The organism is Vibrio sp. 1249-1, from assembly GCF_033340495.1.
On record NZ_JAWOWJ010000014.1, the window covers coordinates 1 to 20,735 of the forward strand.

The window sequence follows — 20,735 nt, forward strand, 5'->3', positions numbered from 1 at the left end:
ATCACTCAATAGCCAAGAATGGATCAAGTGCTGAGTGTCACACTTTTTCTGTCAATAGGGGCTTGGTGAACACTTACTATTGCATGACACGCGCTGCACAGACATCTGATGTTATCAGCGTCCCAGAACTGCTCATTAGGTTCGGTCATGTTGATCACCGCAATGATGTGGTCGAACTCGTTGCCAGCTACAACTCTACCTTGTTCGAGACATGCTTGGCATAGACTCTTATCACGTTGCCTCACGTGCTCCCTGAGTGCTCGCCAGCGTGCAGTGCTGTAGGGATTGTAACCGAACTTATCGCGTACTCTCTTCGCGTTAACTGCAAAACTGTTAGCTACTCTTTCGGTATGCAGGTGCTGGTGGTCATCACAGTAGCCATTGGCAACTCTGTACTTACTACAGCCAGGTGCACAACATGGTTGCTTCTTTTCTAATCTTGCCATAGCTGTTCCCTTTCATAGTCTGTCACGTGCTCAAGTACAACGTCCGGTTGATATAGCAGCCACTCTTCTCCGTCGCTGTAGATGCTCTCTGCCCGTTTCGTGTCGTACTCATATACAACTGCATTACCTACGACGTTGTGACGCACTGACAACGCTCTCAAGTGCTCACAGAATGCAGTCAGGGAATGTGTATCTGGGATGTGTAGCTTCAGCACTTCGATCATACGTCTGTGCCTCGCTGCGCTCGGTGGGATTCGATGGTAAACAGATAGGTATCGATATTTGTGGGATCAATCGACTGCTCAAACTCTGCCGCGATAAGCTGCAATCCGATATCGATTAATTTGTCTCTCAAACGCTCTGTAGACGGGTTTTCGAAGTCTAGCCCGTGTTTGTTCATGTATGATGCTTTCAAGCGGAGAATGAAGCTATCAAGCTCTTCTAGTGTGTTAAATCTCATATTGCTATCTCTTTGTTAGTAATATGAGTATTTATCGCTGTAAGTATCGCAGAAACGACAAAACCGCCATAAGGCGGTCATGTGTGTTGTTGGTTTTGATTAATCTTGCCAGATTGTAGTGCTGACTGTACGCACTTCTGAGAGTGTCAATCTGTACTCTGGCAACGGATAGTGTTCTTGCATCTGCCTGTACACTTCTTCCCTGTTCTCATAAGGCACTTCGATTCTGAAGTAATGACGGTACAAAGGCTTCTCACCTTTCCAGTCTTTACCTGATGCTTTGGCGACGTTGATTTCGTATCTCATCATATTACCTTTTTTCTAGAATCATGGAATTATTAAGCGTGAAAGCAAGCTGAAGCATAGGTGCTGCCATCAATGCAGTACTCAACTGCCGTTAGACCTTTCTCACCTTCTAGATTTTTGTAGATGCAAACACCTTCGTCTGTTTCTGAGTCGTGAACAGCCCAACCGTAAACTGAACCATTCGAGATAGTGATTTTGCCGTCGTAGTCTAGATCTGTAGCTGCTTCGATTAGATGCATGATTTCAGTTGCAAGCTCTTCAGCGACTTCACGCGCCATTGATTGTGATACGTTGTTCATTGTCGCGTTAGCTTCTGCCATAACTGCTTCTAGTGCTGTAGTGCAACGTGACAGATCAACTTCTTCTTCGTAAGCGTTGAATTCGTTACCAGATACGATTTCCCAAGCTTCGTGATAGTAGATCACATCGTATGTATCCCATTGGTTATCTTGAGCAACTCGCAAGATTTCGTTTGTGATATCGTCGTGGTCTGAGTCTGTAGTCAATTCGATCACATCGATAGCGTTAGACATGTTAACTTTGATAGTGTTGTAAACTGAGTTCACTGTGATGTTCATAATGTTCTCGCTTTCAAGTTGTTTAAATCGTTGTTCGTTTCGATGAGTTAAGATTAGGCTCCATGACCGAAGCCAATCAACCGATTTGTCTACGATAAACGTATACTTTATGATTCCTTTGTTACTTCCATCACTTTTTGTAATGTTTTCTTGAAAGCATCTAGACGCTGGCACATTTCTTCGCCGTGTTCGTCTGTTGCTGAGATATACCAATCTTTGTACTTGCCACGACGATCAAACGTGATGTTAGCCATTCCCATGTATTTCATTGCATCTTTTTCAATCTGCTGGCGAGCTTCTTCACCTCGTTGTGCAGATGCGGTTGATTTGATCTCATTACTTACTACGGCAAGATTGCTGACACGTGATCTACGTTTCGGCGTAGTTGCTTCGATTAGTTTCTGGTGTGTTTCGATGTAAAACGATTTGTAAGCGTTCAAACGCGCTTCAGTAGTACTCATAGCTTCGATCTCGTTAATCGCGCTCTGAATAGCTTCTGGCAAGGTTTCTGTCGCTTGGTTTTCTTGCTTCAGAGTTTCGACGACTTGATCAAGCTGTTTCAACTCTTCTGGCGTTGGTGGGTTATCAATATAGTCTTGCTCATCGGCATTTCGTTGCTCTAATTGTTTCGCTTTTTGATGTGCTTCTGGCTCAACCATGAAATACGCAGTAGTCGGTGAATCTAGTAGATCGATGACTTGTTCAAAGTCGTTGTATTCTCTCGGCGAGTATTCAAGACCAAAGTCACCGTATGACTCACGAATCGTAATTGGCGTGCCTAGTTCAAATAGTTCTCTCGCTCTTGATTCTGTCACGTTGTCGAAAGCTGTCTGTCTTTCGATCATTGCCATTTGTTCTTCGGTTAGTTCTGGTGACTCACACAAGCGCAATTTTGTATCTGTGTTTTCTTCTTCGTTGCTCAGAAGCTCGATCAAATCGTCGTATGTACCTACAAAGTCATTTTCAATAGCAAGCGTTTTGATGTCGTTTGCATTGTGTTCGATGTTGCGTAGTTCTTCTTTTAACGTCTCTTTTGCCTCTTTCATTGTCTCGCAAGATACTTCGGCAACGTGTACTGAAGCGTCGCTGTTTTCTTCAAGCATCACTGTAGCAGTCAGAACAACTTCATCCGCTTCTAGCCGACCGTAGATGTCAAAGCCTAGAAATTGACCGAAAGTTGCGCCAGATTCTTTAATTTCTTTCATAGTTACGTTTTTCATAATGTGCTCACTTTGTTTAGTTAATGAAAGCGTGTTTCGCTTCGATGTAATGAACTTTAATAGCCAATACCGAATATGAGCAACCGGAAATATACGATCATCGTAGCAATATGAATTTAATGTGATCTTGATAGCTAATTAAAAAACGGTGAAAAAATGGTTAAAAATAGCTTCAACCATTGCTGTGCCTATGCTGAAGTCATATCGAGAAGTAAAAAAATAAGTACTTTTTACCTATTTTACCGTCAAACCTTATTTTTAAACATATAGATAAGAGTACAGCAAGAAAAACAAAAACGCTCTGAACCTTTGATATATCTAGCTTAAATACGGTTTACCCTACTCTTCACTCTCTTTCCTAAAAAGTTCTAAAAACGCACGCCAAATTTTCAGATCTGCCGTACGATCTTTTAAAAAAAATTTTTGACCCACTTTTCAAAACCATTTTCAGAAAAATCTCTAAAATTCAACGACTCGGCATTGCCACGAATATACATAGAATGGGATTTTCCCTTGTGCTAACATGTCTAGATCAACATTACGGAGATGACATTAATGTTAAATGCCAGCAAGTACGCCAAATCTGTAGGGGTAAGTACTCTTAAAGAAGTCGCAGAAAAAAGCGGTATACCTGTCACAACATTGCACGAATGGGCAGCAATGAAGTCTAAAGTAGGTGCGGAAGGACGCAGATTTGCGTTTGAGGCAGTTTGTGAAAAAGTAGCTCGTGATTCACGAGTAGAAGATGCATCATCACTAGCTCTAGAAGAATATATTGATCAACGTATCCAAGCTGCAATGAAAAAGGCGACAAAGTAAAACATGCTTAGAAAAATGTTTTTAATTGCAGGATGCTCTTTAATGACATTTCAGTTGCAAGCTAGTCCTCTAGCTTGCATTGTAGAAAAAGAGCATGTTTTTAATGGTCTACCGTTTGAAAGAAGCGAACTCCACGAAAAGTCATCTAGTTTCTCAAAAGGTGCAGTCGGTACGATGTTTACGATTGATTTGGCAACTAATCAATTTCGCGGTCAAACTCTAAAACATCATACTTATGAGAGTTCAAACGATGGAACTGTTTATCAATTAATTTCAGATATCAATAAAGCTCTCCCTGTAGCGGTCATAACAGTTAAGAAAAACCCATTTAACGAAGCTGAGATGATCTTTGTAATATCTGAAGGGACAACTACTTACACCGGTCGTTGTCAAAAATAATCAAATAGATTTCCAAGAGTCGCGGTACAGCTTAGCTAGCTGCGACTTTGTGTATTGCTCTAGTACCATCTCAGGGTAAATTTCGTTCAGCAATTCGATCATGTCTGTCTTAGATAGTCGCTTGAACTTCTTCGTCATGTCGTTTGGGTGACTTGGGTATATAGCATTGTCGCTATAATCTGCTTGCCAGTACTGAATCAATCGTACCAACCACTGCACTTCTGCAATCTTAAATCCCTTGAGCCAACCATGAACGACTCCCTCTACTCTATTGCACATTGAATGCAATGCACCTCGACAATGGCCAGTCGAATGATCATGGTCGCAAACTGCATCTTCTTCTGATAATGGCAAACCACATAAAGCACATTTGTAATCTTGCTTTTTAAGTAGTTCATTTCGGTATTCGTTAAGCTCTTTCGCCTTTAAAACTCTCATCCCTTAAATACTTCTTTTATCTATTAAAGGTGTATTTAATGGCATTCAGTTCAGAACATTTTTCAGTCAAAGAACTCGTATCTCGCGAGACTTATCAACGACACGGCGAACAAGCTATCTATATGCTCGATGACCGTCTTCTACGCACGCTAGACGCACTCAGAAAACGTTTCGGGCCATGTACTATCAACAATTGGTCTTGGGGCGGTTCGTTCAATCAAAGCGGTTTACGCGACGTTTCTTTCTATGGTTCAGTGCCGAAATTCGAAGCAAGCAGATCTCAGCACAAATTTGGTCGAGCTGCTGACTGTAAGTTCAGAGACTATTCAGCAAGCGAAGTTCGGAAATACGTTTTAGAAAACCCAGACGAATTCCCGTATATTACTTTCTTAGAAGTCGGGATCGGATGGTTTCACTTCGATGTCCGTAACAGTGATTCTATTGTTTGTTGGTCGCCAGAGGATGGCTACGTGAGTAATGAAGAAGTGATTCGTCGGAATCTATAGACCTGAATAGCCCCAAATGTACGGGGCTAGACAAGATTACTGGGCTATCTAACACCGTGGTTTTTGACACCTTCTCCCAAATCTCTCAACGCATCGTTCGAGGCATCTATAGATTCAGCAGCTTTATTACTACGAGTTTCAATTTCACGTGTTTCAGCTTCTATACGACGTTTTGTCTGTTTGAGAGCCCATTGCTCTAACTGCTCTTGTTCAGCAAGCTCTATAGCTTTCGAACGCTTTCTCTCTTCTTCTTGAGCAATGATCGCTTCATCTACCTCGAAACTAATGTGTTGAGCGTCATCATCCATTATTAAATGTCCAACATCTGTAGCAATACCGTCAGAATTCGTTATTGTAATTTCAGACCCACAGACCTCCATTGCAGCTATTTTACCATACTCATAAACTACACATTTCATACCAGAAGTCTTTTCGTCAAGTGAGAACACATATAGTTTATCGTGTACCTTTGCACTAACGGTTTTCTTAGTCGGTGCAATGTAAACTGGTTCATTCAACCCGCTTACCCACTGCACGGTCGCATTAGACTGGAACTTTGTTTGTTGTTGCGGCGCTGCGCAGCCCACTAATAACATGACAAACAAATATGACATATACCTCACAATATACCCCTTATCAAAAAGGGGAAATTATAGATATTACAAAGTCATTGTTCTATTTGAGACATCGCTTTATAGCTCAATTTTGGCGATTTTATCATTACAAAATGTAAGCTTAATGATACGACGCATACTCTATCGTCAAAGATAAAAACTTATAAGCAACTATGTTTTATTTGGGGTTAAGTAACCAAATTAATCGAGTGATTAACTACATTGGTTACGATGCATTCCTCTCTCCACATTTTTAGATACTGAACACATTAGAACCTTGCTCTAAAGATTCACCGAGTTAGAATAGGCATCATATGCATACAGACAAATAGTACATTTTATGAACGCCCTCACTACTCCAAATCAAGCATTTGCAAATTGCGCGTACAAAGAAGTCCGAGAAAAACAAGCAGAAGCCTTTACTAATTATCTAAATTCAAGACCTGGTACTTGTGGTTATGTAGCCAACCTAAATGGCGCATGGGGTACTGGTAAGACGTTTTTTGTCGATAACTGGTGTAAAAAGCTGGGTGAACAAGGCTACGTTTCGGTCAAAATAGACGCTTGGGAGTCTGACTACCTAAATGACCCATTAGCAATTGTTACAGCAGAGATACTCACCCAGCTTAAAAAGCGTAGTGGAATGGTAGATTTTGCAGAGAAAGAAAAGCAAATTTTCAGTGCTGGATGGAAGCTAGCGAAAAACTTTTTGCCAGTATTAACTATGGCACTAGGTAAACACTATCTCGGTAAAGATTACGAGTCTCTACTGAAAGAGATAGGCGTATCGGTGAAAGGTACTATTGATGACAACTCTGCCCCTGCTCCAGATTTTGGAGAATTCGGAAAAGAGATGTTCGCAACGCATGAAAAACACAAAGAGTTTGTTCAAACGTTCAAGTCTAATCTGAGTGACTTAGTGAAAGATGCTTGCGAGATATCAAGTAAGCCTAAAGTTTATGTATTCATCGATGAGCTTGACCGATGCAGACCGACATATGCGATTGAAATGCTCGAAGTAGTGAAACATCTGTTTGATATACCTAATATGGTATTCGTGTTGTCTACTGATACTACCCAGTTAGAGTGCTCTATCAAAGCAGTATATGGTGAACAATTTGACTCTGAAGAGTATCTAAGTAGGTTTTTTCAACGACGATTATCGCTATCTGAGCCTGACTACCTATCTTTCGTCAAAGCATATGACATGTTTTCTCAAGTCCCTTTTGATAATCTCAACGTCTTCCCCGAGATCTGCAAAGACTCTGCTCAAGAGGTCTTTGCTTTCTTCTGCGCTGCTCACACAACTTCATTTAGAAGAGCAGAACAAATCAGTGCTCGTGTTGAAGCTGCCTTATTAAGCCTTGATGAAACGGTGGTGGTATCTATTTTCGAGGTTATGTCAAACATTTTTGGTTATGAGCTCTTTCCGAAGGAGACTTATGAGCTCGAAGAAATTTATACGCCCATCTCTGGCGAAATAAATCAGAATCGGCGCATTCAACCAAAACATTTGGGGGATCAACTGGGTAGTTACTCATATGAAGTAATCAAAACTTACGAAGAACTTTGGTATTCGATAAGGAGAATGTCCTATGAAGATGTAGGCTTGAGAACAGGACTCAAAGACGATTGTTTAAAGAGTCTAAATCGTCTAAACGACAAAACCCTTAGGTTTGAGCATGATATGTGGTTTGGCAATCTAGTACGAAGACACATTGGCACCGACGAATGCTTTTTTCAAACTCATTTAAAATTAATCGAAGCAGTTTTTGATGGTAAATCTAGCCCCATGTCTTCCGATGAACTTAACGAATACTTACACCTTTTCGACTCTTTTTCATAACAAGCGTAGCTGTGTTAGTAATGAGAAGTGATTCGTCGGAATCTATAGACCAAAAAAGCCCCGTAACGAATCGGGGGAAAAAATGACTTAACTTAATGGAAAGAAATATACACATTTAGAACTAACTCAGTTGAAGTAAAGTGTACAAACTCAGACGCGATCTGACAGATTTGATTATACAGTGTGACTTAATCGTACACCCACACTCGACATCACACAGCTCACTTTTGGACATTTCTGAGTTAAACGATGTTTAGACTTAGTACCAAAAAGAGGTCATATAGACCTCTTTTGTAGATTTGGATGCTTAATACGTTGTCGCTCACTTGACCGTTAGCTTCAGATAGAAAAGGTTTTCAGCTTGAGACTGACCATTGTACTCATACTCTAACTTCATACTCTTAGCTCCTATTTCGAAATCATGAGCATCGGCTACTATTTTTGAAACGAATAATCCAAGTCCTTTTCCATCATGATGTGTCTTTCTTGCCCAAGGAGTTCTATAACCTCTATCAAACAGCCTTTCTAGTTGTTCGTCAGTTATGTAGTTACCAGTTGAGATAATATTAATGGAAAGTGAGTTGCCAAACTCTTCAAATCGAACTTTTATCTCGTCACTAGAAGAGTACTTTATTGCGTTCTGTAAAAATGACATCGGAATAATTTTGAAAGACTCATAAACATCATAATTCTTATCAACTCTACCGCTAAGTTTAATCTTTTTGTTGAAAGCACTTGCTTCAGAGTGTTCAACTACTCGAACTATCTTATCGACCATTCTATATACATCAGTAGTACGCCTTCGACCATACTTCGCAGCATTGGGATTAAAATAAATACCAGTTGTTTCAAGCGAATCTTTAAGCATTACTGAAGACTTATATAAGCTCTTCACACTCTTAGGAGCGTTGCGTTCAGCTTCTTTTGGAGTGTTACCATACCCCCTCAAAATTTTGTCAGAGTAATGATGTATTTGGTCGCACCATTTCGTCACTTCATGAAATTTATCAAAGTCTTCGCTGGCTTTTTTATAGACAAGATCTTCCAAACGATTTCCGAATCGTGATATGTAGCTAAACCACCTTTCTGCATATGCTAGACTAACATTTCTGCCTCGGTACTTTTTGGCAAGTTTGCTGTTATCCGATATAACATCAACGATAGCAATATCAACACCGTTGACTTTCTTCAGATAGTGGGTAAAACCATGACTACAAATCACTGATTTAATTGTATTTGTATATTGTCCATTGTAACAGTTGGTTGAACAGATACCGTTGTTATTGGTTTTATTTCCGTTATATACGACACCATCGACCATTACAGGAAAATTGTGGCTAATCAGTCCATCTTTAAAGAAATCACGAATCAAAACTTAACCTTCCCATTATTCTTTTCGCTAGTGTCGATATTTTTTCAGAGTATTTGTGATTGGTATTCTTATGAACAACATCGCACAGAACATCGTAACCAATTTTTCCTGAGAAGTAGCCAATCAAATTCTTGTTAATGAGTTTCTCTTGTTTTGATTTGGAGCAAACAATCATATTGATTAGTTCTTCTGCCATGCTATCAACGTCGATATTGCATTTAATCAACTCTGATATTGAGTTCTCGATGTCTATCTCTCGAATAGGCTTGTTCAAAACATCGTCTGAATCTTCAAAAAAGGAGTTTAAGTTGAGTTGATATTTACCTGAGGACACGGCAATAACCATTACACTAGGCTTAGCTTTCTTTACGAGCTTTAATAGCTTAGCTCCCCCCGTATCTAGGTCTTCTGTAACAACCCCTTTTACATCTAGGAAAATAATATCGAATGAAAGTAGCCTATCAACCTCATTCAAGGAGATAGATTCATAAGTTGATACACTGTAACCAAGGCTTTTCAGGTATTCTATTGGGAAGTCCTTAATCTCATCGTCTACAATCGCGATTTTGTATTTTTTTCTTAACCCTAAGTTATGTAGGAATCCATGAACATCAGTTGGCTCTCTAAACTTTCTATATTGTGCACGTATTAACTTAAACATTCCCCACAGCACACCAAAGATTGCTAATACAGCTGCAATAAAACCTACAGGAGCATTCCATTCATTGACTATCCCTTGAAAATCCATAACAAACCTCATATAAATCAGGTGGTCATTATAGAGCTTCGTTGATATGCAACAAAGTAAAAACTATCAACGAACCTCTCAAAAAGGCATACCCGATTGAATGACTTGCAGTTCCATATCAAGCATAGCTGTTTAGGTTCTATGAATGGATTGGTAAGTTATGGATGTGCCAGAAAGGCGCAATAGGAGGTGAGCTATCTGTCTCGCTTAACAAACTTTGGGGCAGAACTGATTTAGGGCAACCTGTCAGGTCTGGTCACGTCGGGAAGTGAAACTGATAGATTGTATCCAGACTAACTCAAGTAAAGTTAATTAAGTTAATTCATTCTCTTTTCGAGATGTGTCTATTATCGGCTACAAATAGCTGCTGTTAAACATTAATCAAGTATATTTAGCATTTCGTTTTGCTGCTCTTGAATAACGCTTTGCGTTGTTTGAATCTCAGTAATACGATTACTCAAACTCTCTTTCTCAAGCACGTTGTACGTCATCGTTGCAACGCATACGCCAAACAAAACCCATACAACGATCTCAAGCAGCTTTTGCATTGTCTGCCTCCACTCTCTTGAATCCTTTCATACCGAATTTAATACGTCGTGAAATACATTGCGGCGTTACACCGTAGAATTTTGCAGCGGCTGTTAAGCTTTCAAATTCGCCGTCAGGCGTAGAAACACGGACTCGCTTTCTAATATTCGCCCCTTCCCACGGACGACGTTCTGCACGTTTCAAGTTCTCAGAGTGCGTAGTTGCTTCAAGTGAACTACGACGATTATCGAGCTTATTTGAGCGACAATGATCAGCAACCATTCTCGTCTTGCTACCGTAACCGAAAAGGACAACACGACTTAACGTTGTACAAGTCGATTTGGCAGTTGATTTGTCGTAAACAACTGTTTGTACGTATTCATTTTTCGAACCCTGTTTACGGTTCTTGTAAAGAGTGTAACGCCACAAGCAGTTAGCGACTGTGAACAAATCAGACAAGTCGATGATCGTGTACTTCATCGGCTGAGTCGGAGTTGAGATATCAAGCACACACCAGTTATGAATCGAATCGATGTAAATCGGCTTCTTGTGTTTGTTCATGCCTTTATCAAGCACTTTAGTTACGACGAAGTTTGCTTCTAAGTTTTTGATGCTCTCAAGAACAGTAATGTCAATATTGTTAGTCATTCAGATTTTCTCTCTTTTGTTGAATCTGAATGTATTTAGAAAAGTAAAAATGAGGTTATAACGCTAGATGTAAACAAAACCAGTTCAAAACCGTCTATAAAGCTCTCTAAGCCCTTGAAGAATCTAGCAAGTCGATTTATCGAAATAATTTTAAAAATGTCTCGGAAGAGCATACAAGACGCATTTCAAGCTGATCTACCAACGATACTCAAGTCGAAATCTGTACAGCAACAAACAGCCAGTTAGAGCAGCTTTAGAAGCTCTTACAAGCGATTTAGTTTGAATTGAAAGTTAAGCGAAGCGGTAGGATTTTGGAGCACCGCAGGTGCGACGGGCGAAGCCCCAATTGAAGACCAGTCGAGAATCTACCAGTAGAACTACAAGTACCATCTACTTGAGAGAAAGCGAAGCGACCACGAGGTCTACTAAGCCGTCTCTTAATATTATTAATAACTTTCTTTTCGCTTCGCTCCTTTCATTCCTTTCATTAGCTATTTATTTTGCGACTTGAACTATAGCTATAGCTAGTTAAAATTGCATTACGAACTGCTTACGAACTGCTTACGAACTGCTATAAACTACTTACGAACTGCTGCTTGATTAACGATTTTGCATCACGAACTGCTTACGAACTGCTATGTCACATCATCGAATGTGGAATTACGAACTGCTTACGAACTGCGTAAATTGATGATTTGTTTAACGATGCCGCCATTGACTTTAAAATAATTTCAACTTTTTGCGAAAATCACCGGAACCTTGATTCTGCTCGATATAAATAGAAATGTAGAAACAAGAAACGAGAATAACATGAGAATCAAGAAGCCACGCAAAACGCCAGAACAGAAGCAAGAGATCTACGACGTATACACATACGGTGATATGACTGTGCTTGAGATAAGCAAGACTTACAAGATATCAACTGCGACCATCTACAAATTTGTGAGAGAACTAGAGAATGCAAAAAATGAGTAATACATCAACTGTCCGCGCAAAGTTGCGCAACGACTTACTAGAACAATTTCATGACAGAGGCGATAAACGTTCACTGTCACAACTACTCAATATTCTATTAGAGCGCCACTTGTGCGCAAAGGAAACACATGAAAAAGCTAACACTATTCGTTAACCGCAATAACTACACACTTCGATTCCAAGATTTCATCAGTAAGAAAAAGAACACGACACACGCTAGTTCGATCATTACTTTTTACGAATCATTCCCTGTTTCGTTGCTCAACTGCGGTGACAAAGCTAAAACTCAAACATTAAAACGTAGACTTGAACGCAACATTAGCTTGAGCGACGTATACGTCGCCGTTGATTCGAATCACTTGCTTGCCTTCGATCCTTCAAAAAGCATTGCTATTGCCTACGACTTTGAATCGCGCGAGCTATACGCTGCATCTTGCTCGAACGGCGATTATAACGATGAAAAAGATTCGTTCACGTTCAATGCAGATGCGAGCCTAGTTACTCGCGTAACTATTGATCGTCTATTCGCAACAAAGCAGTTCATCGACCCAAGAGAAGATGAGCTTTCGATACTACGTAAGCAAGTAGCTGACCTACAGAAACAAAATGATCAGAAAGATATTATGATTGCCGAACTACAGAAAATCGCTGCTGAGTACAAAGAGCTTGTAGCAGCAAAGCAAAGCTTACAACGCCAGCTTGAAGAAGAACAAGCACACAGTGCGTCTCTAAGCGAAGAGAACGCGAAACTTCGTCAACTAGCACAATCACTAAGAAAGAACGAAAACGTTGAACGTGAAGCTGTACAAGAGCAAGTAGTTAGTATTCACGAAGAGTCGCATGTCGATTCAGGTTTTGTAGAACTGCCAGCATTAGCAGAAGTACAAGAATGGTCTAAGCGTCTTCAGTGTATTCTTAACGGCGATTACGATAATGATAAAGAAATGTCTAGCAGCAAGAGACTAGAGCTAGTTTGCGAACGATTGATTGAATTTAAGAACGCGCATTGTCTTCCAACTTCAGATCAGCGTGTACGTGAAAAGCCACAAGAAACTATCGACTTGCTATTCAAGCAGTACGAACTCGCTTAACCGACATTCTTCGCGAGTACCCATGTTTCGTTGCCAAACTTAATGATCGGGTACTGAATCGATATGTAGACTTCATAGCCACATCTAGAGCATTTGTGCGGGTATTGCTTGGTTTGATACGGTGATAGCACTTCCCTAGAATCGTCATAACGAAAGACACCGCGTTCGCATTTCTCGCATGTCATTTCAACTACTTCGGCTTTAATTTGCTTAGATCTGGTGTGCTCACGTGATTTCATAGTCAATACCTCTTGTGATATTGCCATGATAACAAGCACTGTATATTTGTACAGCAAAAGCACGACAAGCCGCTTGCGCGGCTATTGTCTAGTTGAGATCTAACTATTCAGCATTTTCTGCTATCATTTTGTCTAATTCTTCTTCTAAAGATTTAAATACTTCATCGTATTCAATGTATTCTTGCAGAAGCTCTTCAGTGTCGTCGTTCTCTGTATCGTAATCGATGATATCAAGCTGATCTGATAATATGCACATCGTAACGATAGCGTCATTAATACATATTTTTTGTTGCAGCTCTTTTGAAAATAGCTCGTTGTCTTTCACGTCAAAGAGCATATTAATTACATGTTGCTTTGTATATCTGTTGCTTTCTTCGATATATTTTTCGAGTGCATTTACAATATCGTCGTGCTGAAATTCGCAACCGTCTTTCGTTGAATAATGTCTAATTACATGAGCAGCTTCGTCTATGCTGTCAATATCAAGTATAATTCTTCGAATTAGTAGCTTGTCTTCTACTTCGTAATAAGCGTGTACGTATTCATTGATTTTGTTCATGTTATTTCTCTTTAAGTTAAGTGTATTTCGTTGTCTTGGTGCCATTATTAACCGAGATCCTGAGCTGTTAAACTTTATTCGCTGAATTTTTTTCAGCAGGCATAAAAAAAGCAGCCCGAAGGCTGCTTTGTTCATTAAAGAATGCTTAGTTTGCTAGATCTACTAGCTTTTGTACTTCTTCTTCAGAAGCACCTGATTCTTTCAAAATTTCACGGTATGACGGACTATGTTCGACCAAAAACTTCATCGCCGCACGAAGATTTGAACGTGCTTCGTTGTTGTTAAAATCACCGCTTTCTATTAGACGACCTACTTGTTTTGTGATTCCGACTACAAACGCATACGTAGCTTCTTCGTCGAGTTCAAAATCGACTTCATCACCCACAATCTGATCATCGACTGCGTTATCGTCCATATCGCCGTATTCTTTCGCAATCTCTGCTAGCGTTGCTTGAAGTTCAGGGTTCGCAGCTACAAGGTCGCGCATTTTTTGCAAACCTGCTTGCTCTGCTTCTAAGTCCCACTCTTGAGCAAGTGCTTCTTCAAGCTCTGCTTCAGAGATTTCACCGTTCACAAAGTCTAGTGTCGTTTCTGCTGCAAAGCTGTAATGACCGTGACTTGCGTACGGATGTTCGCCGCCTTCAAGTTCTTTCACTACTGTGTTGAATAGTTCGTCGTCGTTGCTTTTCAAGAACAAAAAACCTTTACACGTTGTCGTTTCAACGTTGTATTTCTCTTCTACGTGCTTTTGTACCAAGCCTAGTACTGTTTCGTTTGCGTTGTAGTATACGTCTACCGAATAGCTCATTCTTTCTCTCTTTTGTTGCGACTATAAAACCAAAATCTTCGATTATCGTACACTTTAATACAATAAGCGTATAAACATCAACGATAACAACTATTTTTAATAGCTAAGTCAATAAATGAGGTTAGGGTTAAGAAATGACTAAAATAGTTTGATATCATTTTCGCTGGTTTCATAGATACCTTGTGCGACTAGACGGGAGAAGATGGAAGGTGAAGTGGTCTACTTGTTTTATGTTGTTGGCAACAAGTTTAACGGGATGTGTGAATCAAACTTATGAGGAAGAACCCATAAAAAAATCAACTCTCAAACCAGATATGATTAAAGGTTATTCTTCAATAAGTGCTAAAGCTGCTCTCTGTTCTGAACACGGATTCTCTCGTGACAAGACAATACATATCATTGAAACAGGTAAATTATTAGGCGCGTTTGATAAACAAATCGCTCTAGCCTCTTATGGTGAGCTACAAACTTGGACGGATGATACTAAAGAGTACTTTTGTCAGGAAATATCTGGAACTTTAGATGACCTTGCCATGAAAGCTAAAACCTACAGATTAAAATATGACAATGAATATCGAGCTAGTGAACATGCTCAATACTTCAAGTTACTACATTCATGCCTGCTACCTTTTGGTACACAAGTGAGAAAAAATGATGTAAGGCGTTACTTGAACGAGACATATGGTGTGATCACTCAACAGAGCTTAGATGAACCTCAAACTAAAAATTGTAGTGATTATCATGCTTTATTTCCGAAAGTAGCTTTATGGCTCGAAAGTAATACTGAAACGGCAGAACTGCCATTCATTTCTGACAAAGGTTTAGAATCGATACTAAACACAGAGTATGACAAACCACTACCAGCGCTGCCTATCGAGCCAATGTCTAACTCAGTTATCTCATTGCCTGGTTCTCATGTAAAAACGATTCGCTAGTAACATTACCAATCTCCAGTGACAAGCAATATCGCTGAAGCAGTCGCATTAATTGAGTACAGAGCAATACTCTCGGATACTACTTTTTCTTCGCTGCCGGAACCGTGAGCAATTCCCAACTTATTGCGTATAGTTGCAATGCTTAATAGCGGCTGTTTAAAAAAAGAAGGTAACTGAGCATCTTCAAGTATTTTATCAATCAGCGGCGATGCGGTTTCATGGCCTTTAAGCTTAATTCGTCGTTGCTTACAAACAACTTTCATTACACTCTCGAAAGAGCTACATGATTTAGTGACTGCATCACGGTATTTGCGATGTCTGTAGTCCTCTAGCGCCAGCAAAAACTCGGCATTGGCATTCTTATATTCTGGCTTTCTTAACAAAGTCAGCACAGGTTCAATAGCAAAATCATTTAATATACTGCTATCCTTTCTAACGACTTTAGGGTATGTGATATCATGACTTGTGCATACAAAACCATCTTCATCTGTCGACTCATTGTAGTCTACTTTGCCTTGAGTGAGCTTGTAAGGTAGATCATCAAGATCAAAAAACTGATTGATTTGCTCTATTAGTTTTTCATTGTGAATAAGGTTCACCCCAACTCTCGTTTCGAACATATATTCTAAAGCATCGAAAAAGTGTTCATCTGGACAAGAAAACAAGTATTCAAACATGTCAGATGTATAGTCGTGGAATAATTCGCGAGTTGGCTTGCCAATTGCTCTACCTAGGTTCATCATCATCTTCAATCTTAGCTCCTCCATTAAATCTTGTATGGAGAATCCCAGAGGCGTTTGATTCATCAGCAATAAAAAACGATTTCTGAACTCTGGTGTTAGTGGCTTAACCTCTCTAGAGGCGTTCATATTTTTTTTATTTCGACGAGAGAAAACATTGAAATTAAACATTGTGATGCTCTAAGCTCCGAATGACGCTCTTTAGTTGCTTATTGTAGTTTCATGTACAGCAGTTTCTTTTGACTCAAGTCCAAACATATACTTTGCCATACTTGCTGTTCAGGGTTGATTCTTACGAACGATACACGCTTTAGTCAAGAGTTCTTATCTTTTCTTCATCACTTACTCTATCAAAAACAATTTCAGTATTTGTACTTTTACTCAAGTTCATTCTAAAGGTTCCTACATATCGATATAGGTTGAATCCTAAAGAGTCTTTAGCTTTTGCAAAAACAATCGCATTGCGCCCACCAAATTTCATCTCAAGTTCCTTTTGCTTTTTGATCGAGTCTACAGCAGCTTGGTTTCCTTCAAACGCTCTCTCAACAATTCTAGTTCCATCTGAAGTGATCTCGTTGTGCCAGATCCCATGTGTATAGAGTCGTGGAAACCAAATCATATCATTACTACCATCTGGTATTTGCCACGCACCACGCTGATAAGCGCTTCCTTGAAAGCCAAAACAACGCAATGCTTCTAACTGCTTTCGAAATACTATGTTGCCTTTTACTGATACAACTCCAGCCTTAATCACTGATTCTGCGGAGTACCGACTTTCGAAATCCCACGGGCAAAACTCGCCCTTAGACACTTTCATGCCTCTCAGTTTTAATAACTTATTGATAAAAGCATCTACTTCGGCGCAAACTATCTTTAGTGCGTGTTCTTGCTTTGTATCAGGGGTTTGAATTCGAACTATGGAATGCTTGGTGACTCGTACGATATCCATTTCACGTTTAAAGTCCTTATCGCGTTGACGTTCATGATGTTTTTCGTCTATCTCTAAATGAATATCAAATTGGGGAAAGTACAGATCTGTAAGTGCTCTTTTACCATTTTGCAATCGAACCAATTGCTGTGTCACAAACTCTATATCATCTGGTAAAGCGTGAATGATTCTCGTAACTATGAAAAACTCCCACCCTTTGTTATTAAGCTTGCGAATACTGCGCAGTATATATTCTGTCTTAGTGAGTGACATATCAAGTCTCTGTTACATAAACCCATAACAAGTATGACAGCTTTATTCCTGACCCAATGAGTTGCATAACAAAAAAGAGAGCCGAAGCTCTCTTTTGTCTTTATTGTCTTAAATCAACCCATCTAAAGATGATCTAATATCTCACTAGTTTTGACTTTTGCGTCACCAAATAGCATTGATGTATTTTCTTTGAAGAACAGTGGGTTCTGTACTCCTGCGTAACCAGTATTCATTGAGCGCTTGAATACCACTACGTTTTTCGCTTTCCATACCTCCAATACGGGCATACCAGCGATTGGGCTGTTCGGATCTTCCAGTGCGGCTGGGTTGACCGTATCGTTAGCACCGATAACCAATACGGTATCGGTTTCTGCAAAGTCATCATTGATTTCATCCATTTCAAGAACGATATCATACGGTACTTTTGCTTCAGCGAGTAACACATTCATATGCCCCGGTAGACGACCCGCTACTGGGTGAATCCCAAAGCGAACTTCAATACCTTGTGAACGAAGTACATCAGTAATTTCATGAACAGGGTATTGTGCCTGAGCTACTGCCATGCCATATCCTGGAGTGATGATTACTGATTTTGAGTTCTTCAACATCTCTGCAACTTCTTCAGCCGTTGTTTCACGATATTCGCCCTGCTCTTCGTCACCTGAAATCACTATCTCTTGACCAAAACCACCGGCAATAACACTGATAAACGAACGGTTCATTGCTTTACACATGATGTAAGAAAGAATCGCACCTGATGAACCTACCAAAGCACCTGTTACAATCAATAGATCATTTGCTAGCATGAAACCTGCTGCCGCTGCTGCCCAACCTGAATATGAGTTCAACATAGAGACAACAACTGGCATATCAGCACCACCGATTGAAGCGACTAAATGGTAGCCGAATGCGAACGCGATCAAAGTCATCACAATAAGAGCGAACATGCTGCCATCTGCTTTTACGAAGTAGATCATAAGAAGCGTAGAAATAACAACCGCTGCGAGGTTCATTTTGTGCTTATGAGGCAGGTTAAGTGGCGACGAAGAAATCACACCACGCAGCTTACCAAATGCGACAATTGAACCGGTGAAAGTTACGGCACCGATGAACACACCCAAGAATACTTCTACAAGGTGGATAACATGCTCAGCATGTGTTGCTGCTTCTGGCGCATCTAGGTAACTGTTGTAGCCAACTAAAACCGCAGCTAAACCTACAAAGCTGTGTAGAATCGCAACCAGTTCTGGCATCTCGGTCATTTCTACTTTCTTCGCATAGAAAATACCGATCGCACCACCTATCGCCATCGCGATAATGATCCAACCAAAACCTTGCGCATCTGGGCTAAAGATCGTCGCTATTAGCGCGATCGTCATACCAGCGATACCGTAGTAGTTACCATTACGAGCAGACTCTTGCTTTGAAAGCCCCGCCAAACTCATGATGAAAAATAATGCAGCAACAATGTAAGCTGCTTGTACTAATCCTGCAGACATTGTGACTCCTATTTATCTTTGCGGAACATTTCAAGCATACGCTTGGTGACGGTGAAACCACCGAAGATATTGATACTCACGATCAATACGGCAATAAAAGATAGGAATGAAACGACGCCATTACCTTGTCCAATTTGCAGTAATGCACCAACGACAATAATGCCAGAGATAGCATTCGTTACTGACATTAGTGGAGTATGAAGTGCATGGGTAACATTCCATACTACGTAGTATCCGACAACACACGCTAGAACAAATACAGTAAAGTGAGAAAGAAACGCTGCCGGAGCAACCGATGCAACCCATGCAAAGGCTCCAACAGCCGCTGCCACACCAATAATTTTCTTCGTTGGAGACGTAGGTTCTTCTACTTTAGGCTCTGGCTTCACAGGCTGTTCTTGTTTCACTTGCGGCTGAGCTGAAACCTGAATTGGTGGCGCTGGCCAAGTAACTTCACCTTCTTTCACCACGGTAACGCCTCGGATAACAACATCTTCAAAATCAATATTGATGTTGCCATCTTTCTCTTTACACAGCAGTTTTAGAAGGTTAACAAGGTTTGTCGCGTAAAGCTGAGAAGATTGTGTTGGCAAACGACCAACCATGTCAGTGTAACCAACAATTTTTACTCCGTTATCCGTCATGATAACTTGGTCTTTCACTGTATATTCACAGTTACCGCCATTAGCAGCTGCCAAGTCGACAATTACACTGCCCGCTTTCATGCTGTCGACCATTTCTTTGGTGATCAACTTCGGCGCAGGTTTACCAGGGATGAGCGCGGTCGTAATAATGATATCAACATCTTTAGCTTGCTCTGCGTATAACTCTGCCGCTTTTTTGTTGAAGTCATCAGACATTTCTTTTGCGTAGCCATCCCCAGAGCCTGACTCTTCTTGAAAGTCAACGGTCAGGAACTCAGCGCCCATCGATTCAACTTGCTCTTTTACTTCTGGGCGGACGTCAAACGCACGGACAATGGCACCTAAGCTACCTGCAGCACCGATAGCCGCCAAGCCAGCGACGCCAGCACCCGCAACCAATACTTTCGCTGGAGGTACTTTACCGGCAGCCGTAATTTGACCTGTAAAGAAACGACCAAACTCATGAGCTGCCTCAACCACTGCACGATAACCAGCGATATTAGCCATCGAAGATAGCGCGTCTAAGGCTTGTGCACGTGAGATACGAGGAACGGAATCCATGGCAAGAACGTTAATGTTCTTACTTGAAAGTTGTTCCATCAACTCAGCATTTTGAGCCGGCCAAATAAAGCTAACCAGTGTTGCTCCATCTTGCAGTAACGCAATTTCGTCAATGCCTTGCTCATCATCCACAATTGGCGCATTAACTTTTAAAATAAGGCCAGATGCCCAAACTTCTTCACTAGAAAGGATTTTCGCACCAGCTGCTTCATAAGCGGCATCATCGAAACTCGCTAGCACCCCCGCTTGGGATTCAATCGCGACATCGAATCCCAATTTTATTAACTGCTCAACCGACTTCGGCGATGCAGCCACTCGCGATTCACCCGCGAGTATCTCTTTAGGTACACCGATTTGCAAAACGCATACTCCTTGTATACATATCAATAAATTAGTCCCAAAACAGAGCGTCGCTCTACTCTAATTCTTTTTTATTTCTATCTGTTTACCACGCAAGACAATTGCAAACGAAAGATGATGTTTGGGGACACCCATTTGCACAATAACACCTTGACTAACAGCCCTGTTATTATTCTGTTTGTATCGAACGCGTCT

26 protein-coding genes are annotated in these 20,735 nt (G+C 40.5%); 7 read left to right on the plus strand and 19 right to left on the minus strand.

From position 1 onward, the window contains the following. Positions 1 to 23: 23 nt before the first annotated feature. The 6 genes from R7Z50_RS19605 to R7Z50_RS19630 form a co-directional block, all read right to left on the minus strand. On the minus strand, positions 24 to 446 hold the full coding sequence (locus R7Z50_RS19605; protein WP_318149218.1) for an HNH endonuclease: 423 nt from the start codon (positions 444 to 446) through the stop codon (positions 24 to 26). Continuing rightward, complete coding sequence (locus R7Z50_RS19610) at positions 434 to 670, minus strand: hypothetical protein (RefSeq protein WP_318149219.1); 237 nt, start codon at positions 668 to 670, stop codon at positions 434 to 436. The genes R7Z50_RS19605 and R7Z50_RS19610 overlap by 13 nt, the downstream gene beginning before the upstream one ends. Further along, positions 667 to 906 (minus strand): hypothetical protein, encoded by a 240-nt coding sequence (locus tag R7Z50_RS19615; RefSeq protein ID WP_318149220.1) that lies wholly within the window; start codon positions 904 to 906, stop codon positions 667 to 669. Before R7Z50_RS19615 ends, R7Z50_RS19610 begins: the two co-directional genes overlap by 4 nt. A 99-nt stretch (positions 907 to 1,005) precedes the next feature. After that, positions 1,006 to 1,215, minus strand: a complete 210-nt coding sequence (locus R7Z50_RS19620) for a hypothetical protein (RefSeq protein WP_318149221.1) — start codon at positions 1,213 to 1,215, stop codon at positions 1,006 to 1,008. Between the two features lie 29 nt (positions 1,216 to 1,244). Continuing rightward, positions 1,245 to 1,790, minus strand: a complete 546-nt coding sequence (locus R7Z50_RS19625; RefSeq protein ID WP_274024095.1) for a hypothetical protein — start codon at positions 1,788 to 1,790, stop codon at positions 1,245 to 1,247. Positions 1,791 to 1,897: 107 nt separating this feature from the next. Further along, complete coding sequence (locus R7Z50_RS19630; protein ID WP_318149222.1) at positions 1,898 to 3,010, minus strand: hypothetical protein; 1,113 nt, start codon at positions 3,008 to 3,010, stop codon at positions 1,898 to 1,900. A 555-nt stretch (positions 3,011 to 3,565) separates the two neighbouring features. On the opposite strand from R7Z50_RS19630, the gene R7Z50_RS19635 reads away from it, so the two are divergent. Together R7Z50_RS19635 and R7Z50_RS19640 are read left to right on the plus strand one after the other, a co-directional pair. After that, the gene (locus R7Z50_RS19635; RefSeq protein WP_140199259.1) at positions 3,566 to 3,829 is read left to right on the plus strand and encodes a hypothetical protein; all 264 of its coding nucleotides are present in this window, start codon (positions 3,566 to 3,568) and stop codon (positions 3,827 to 3,829) included. 3 nt (positions 3,830 to 3,832) lie between these two features. Next, positions 3,833 to 4,228, plus strand: a complete 396-nt coding sequence (locus tag R7Z50_RS19640; protein ID WP_318149223.1) for a hypothetical protein — start codon at positions 3,833 to 3,835, stop codon at positions 4,226 to 4,228. On the opposite strand, the gene R7Z50_RS19645 is transcribed toward R7Z50_RS19640, so the two are convergent. Continuing rightward, positions 4,229 to 4,666, minus strand: a complete 438-nt coding sequence (locus R7Z50_RS19645; protein WP_140145141.1) for an endonuclease domain-containing protein — start codon at positions 4,664 to 4,666, stop codon at positions 4,229 to 4,231. Between the two features lie 38 nt (positions 4,667 to 4,704). Here R7Z50_RS19645 and R7Z50_RS19650 point away from each other — a divergent pair, with 38 nt between their 5' ends. Continuing rightward, a complete protein-coding gene (locus tag R7Z50_RS19650; protein WP_318127525.1) occupies positions 4,705 to 5,172 on the plus strand; it encodes a hypothetical protein in 468 nt (155 codons plus the stop codon). Between the two features lie 44 nt (positions 5,173 to 5,216). On the opposite strand, the gene R7Z50_RS19655 is transcribed toward R7Z50_RS19650, so the two are convergent. Further along, the gene (locus tag R7Z50_RS19655) at positions 5,217 to 5,786 is read right to left on the minus strand and encodes a hypothetical protein (RefSeq protein WP_274024100.1); all 570 of its coding nucleotides are present in this window, start codon (positions 5,784 to 5,786) and stop codon (positions 5,217 to 5,219) included. Between the two features lie 340 nt (positions 5,787 to 6,126). Between R7Z50_RS19655 and R7Z50_RS19660 the strand changes: the two genes are divergently transcribed. Beyond that, positions 6,127 to 7,632, plus strand: a complete 1,506-nt coding sequence (locus tag R7Z50_RS19660; protein ID WP_318149224.1) for a P-loop NTPase fold protein — start codon at positions 6,127 to 6,129, stop codon at positions 7,630 to 7,632. Between the two features lie 322 nt (positions 7,633 to 7,954). On the opposite strand, the gene R7Z50_RS19665 is transcribed toward R7Z50_RS19660, so the two are convergent. The 4 genes from R7Z50_RS19665 to R7Z50_RS19680 form a co-directional block, all read right to left on the minus strand. Beyond that, the gene (locus tag R7Z50_RS19665; RefSeq protein WP_274880770.1) at positions 7,955 to 9,004 is read right to left on the minus strand and encodes a sensor histidine kinase; all 1,050 of its coding nucleotides are present in this window, start codon (positions 9,002 to 9,004) and stop codon (positions 7,955 to 7,957) included. Next, positions 8,994 to 9,752, minus strand: a complete 759-nt coding sequence (locus R7Z50_RS19670; protein WP_274880769.1) for a hypothetical protein — start codon at positions 9,750 to 9,752, stop codon at positions 8,994 to 8,996. The genes R7Z50_RS19665 and R7Z50_RS19670 overlap by 11 nt, the downstream gene beginning before the upstream one ends. A 377-nt stretch (positions 9,753 to 10,129) precedes the next feature. Then, positions 10,130 to 10,300: a hypothetical protein gene (locus tag R7Z50_RS19675; protein ID WP_318127532.1), complete on the minus strand. Its 171-nt coding sequence runs from the start codon at positions 10,298 to 10,300 to the stop codon at positions 10,130 to 10,132. Beyond that, positions 10,284 to 10,928, minus strand: coding sequence for a hypothetical protein (locus R7Z50_RS19680; RefSeq protein ID WP_318127534.1), 645 nt, complete (start codon positions 10,926 to 10,928; stop codon positions 10,284 to 10,286). Before R7Z50_RS19680 ends, R7Z50_RS19675 begins: the two co-directional genes overlap by 17 nt. An 810-nt stretch (positions 10,929 to 11,738) precedes the next feature. On the opposite strand from R7Z50_RS19680, the gene R7Z50_RS19685 reads away from it, so the two are divergent. Continuing rightward, on the plus strand, positions 11,739 to 11,903 hold the full coding sequence (locus R7Z50_RS19685) for a hypothetical protein (RefSeq protein WP_238966430.1): 165 nt from the start codon (positions 11,739 to 11,741) through the stop codon (positions 11,901 to 11,903). Positions 11,904 to 12,031: 128 nt separating this feature from the next. Then, complete coding sequence (locus R7Z50_RS19690) at positions 12,032 to 12,994, plus strand: hypothetical protein (RefSeq protein WP_318149225.1); 963 nt, start codon at positions 12,032 to 12,034, stop codon at positions 12,992 to 12,994. Here the strand turns inward: R7Z50_RS19690 and R7Z50_RS19695 are convergent. The 3 genes from R7Z50_RS19695 to R7Z50_RS19705 all read right to left on the minus strand — a co-directional run bounded on the left by R7Z50_RS19695 (position 12,991) and on the right by R7Z50_RS19705 (position 14,600). Continuing rightward, the gene (locus R7Z50_RS19695) at positions 12,991 to 13,233 is read right to left on the minus strand and encodes a hypothetical protein (protein ID WP_213899934.1); all 243 of its coding nucleotides are present in this window, start codon (positions 13,231 to 13,233) and stop codon (positions 12,991 to 12,993) included. The two genes, R7Z50_RS19690 and R7Z50_RS19695, sit on opposite strands and share 4 nt — an antisense overlap. Positions 13,234 to 13,336: 103 nt before the next feature. Beyond that, entirely contained in the window at positions 13,337 to 13,792 is a 456-nt protein-coding gene (locus R7Z50_RS19700) for a hypothetical protein (protein WP_238966432.1), read from the minus strand. Between the two features lie 145 nt (positions 13,793 to 13,937). After that, positions 13,938 to 14,600, minus strand: coding sequence for a hypothetical protein (locus tag R7Z50_RS19705; RefSeq protein WP_318149226.1), 663 nt, complete (start codon positions 14,598 to 14,600; stop codon positions 13,938 to 13,940). Positions 14,601 to 14,809: 209 nt separating this feature from the next. Between R7Z50_RS19705 and R7Z50_RS19710 the strand changes: the two genes are divergently transcribed. Further along, positions 14,810 to 15,535: a hypothetical protein gene (locus R7Z50_RS19710; protein ID WP_318149227.1), complete on the plus strand. Its 726-nt coding sequence runs from the start codon at positions 14,810 to 14,812 to the stop codon at positions 15,533 to 15,535. A 5-nt stretch (positions 15,536 to 15,540) separates the two neighbouring features. On the opposite strand, the gene R7Z50_RS19715 is transcribed toward R7Z50_RS19710, so the two are convergent. The 4 genes from R7Z50_RS19715 to R7Z50_RS19730 form a co-directional block, all read right to left on the minus strand. Beyond that, the gene (locus tag R7Z50_RS19715; protein ID WP_256965583.1) at positions 15,541 to 16,446 is read right to left on the minus strand and encodes an abortive infection family protein; all 906 of its coding nucleotides are present in this window, start codon (positions 16,444 to 16,446) and stop codon (positions 15,541 to 15,543) included. 139 nt (positions 16,447 to 16,585) lie between these two features. Beyond that, entirely contained in the window at positions 16,586 to 17,476 is an 891-nt protein-coding gene (locus tag R7Z50_RS19720; RefSeq protein ID WP_256965584.1) for an AbaSI family restriction endonuclease, read from the minus strand. Positions 17,477 to 17,598: 122 nt separating this feature from the next. Continuing rightward, positions 17,599 to 18,975, minus strand: coding sequence for a Re/Si-specific NAD(P)(+) transhydrogenase subunit beta (gene pntB, locus R7Z50_RS19725; protein ID WP_318149228.1), 1,377 nt, complete (start codon positions 18,973 to 18,975; stop codon positions 17,599 to 17,601). Positions 18,976 to 18,983: 8 nt separating this feature from the next. Continuing rightward, positions 18,984 to 20,540, minus strand: a complete 1,557-nt coding sequence (locus R7Z50_RS19730) for a Re/Si-specific NAD(P)(+) transhydrogenase subunit alpha (RefSeq protein ID WP_206969432.1) — start codon at positions 20,538 to 20,540, stop codon at positions 18,984 to 18,986. Positions 20,541 to 20,735: the final 195 nt, after the last annotated feature.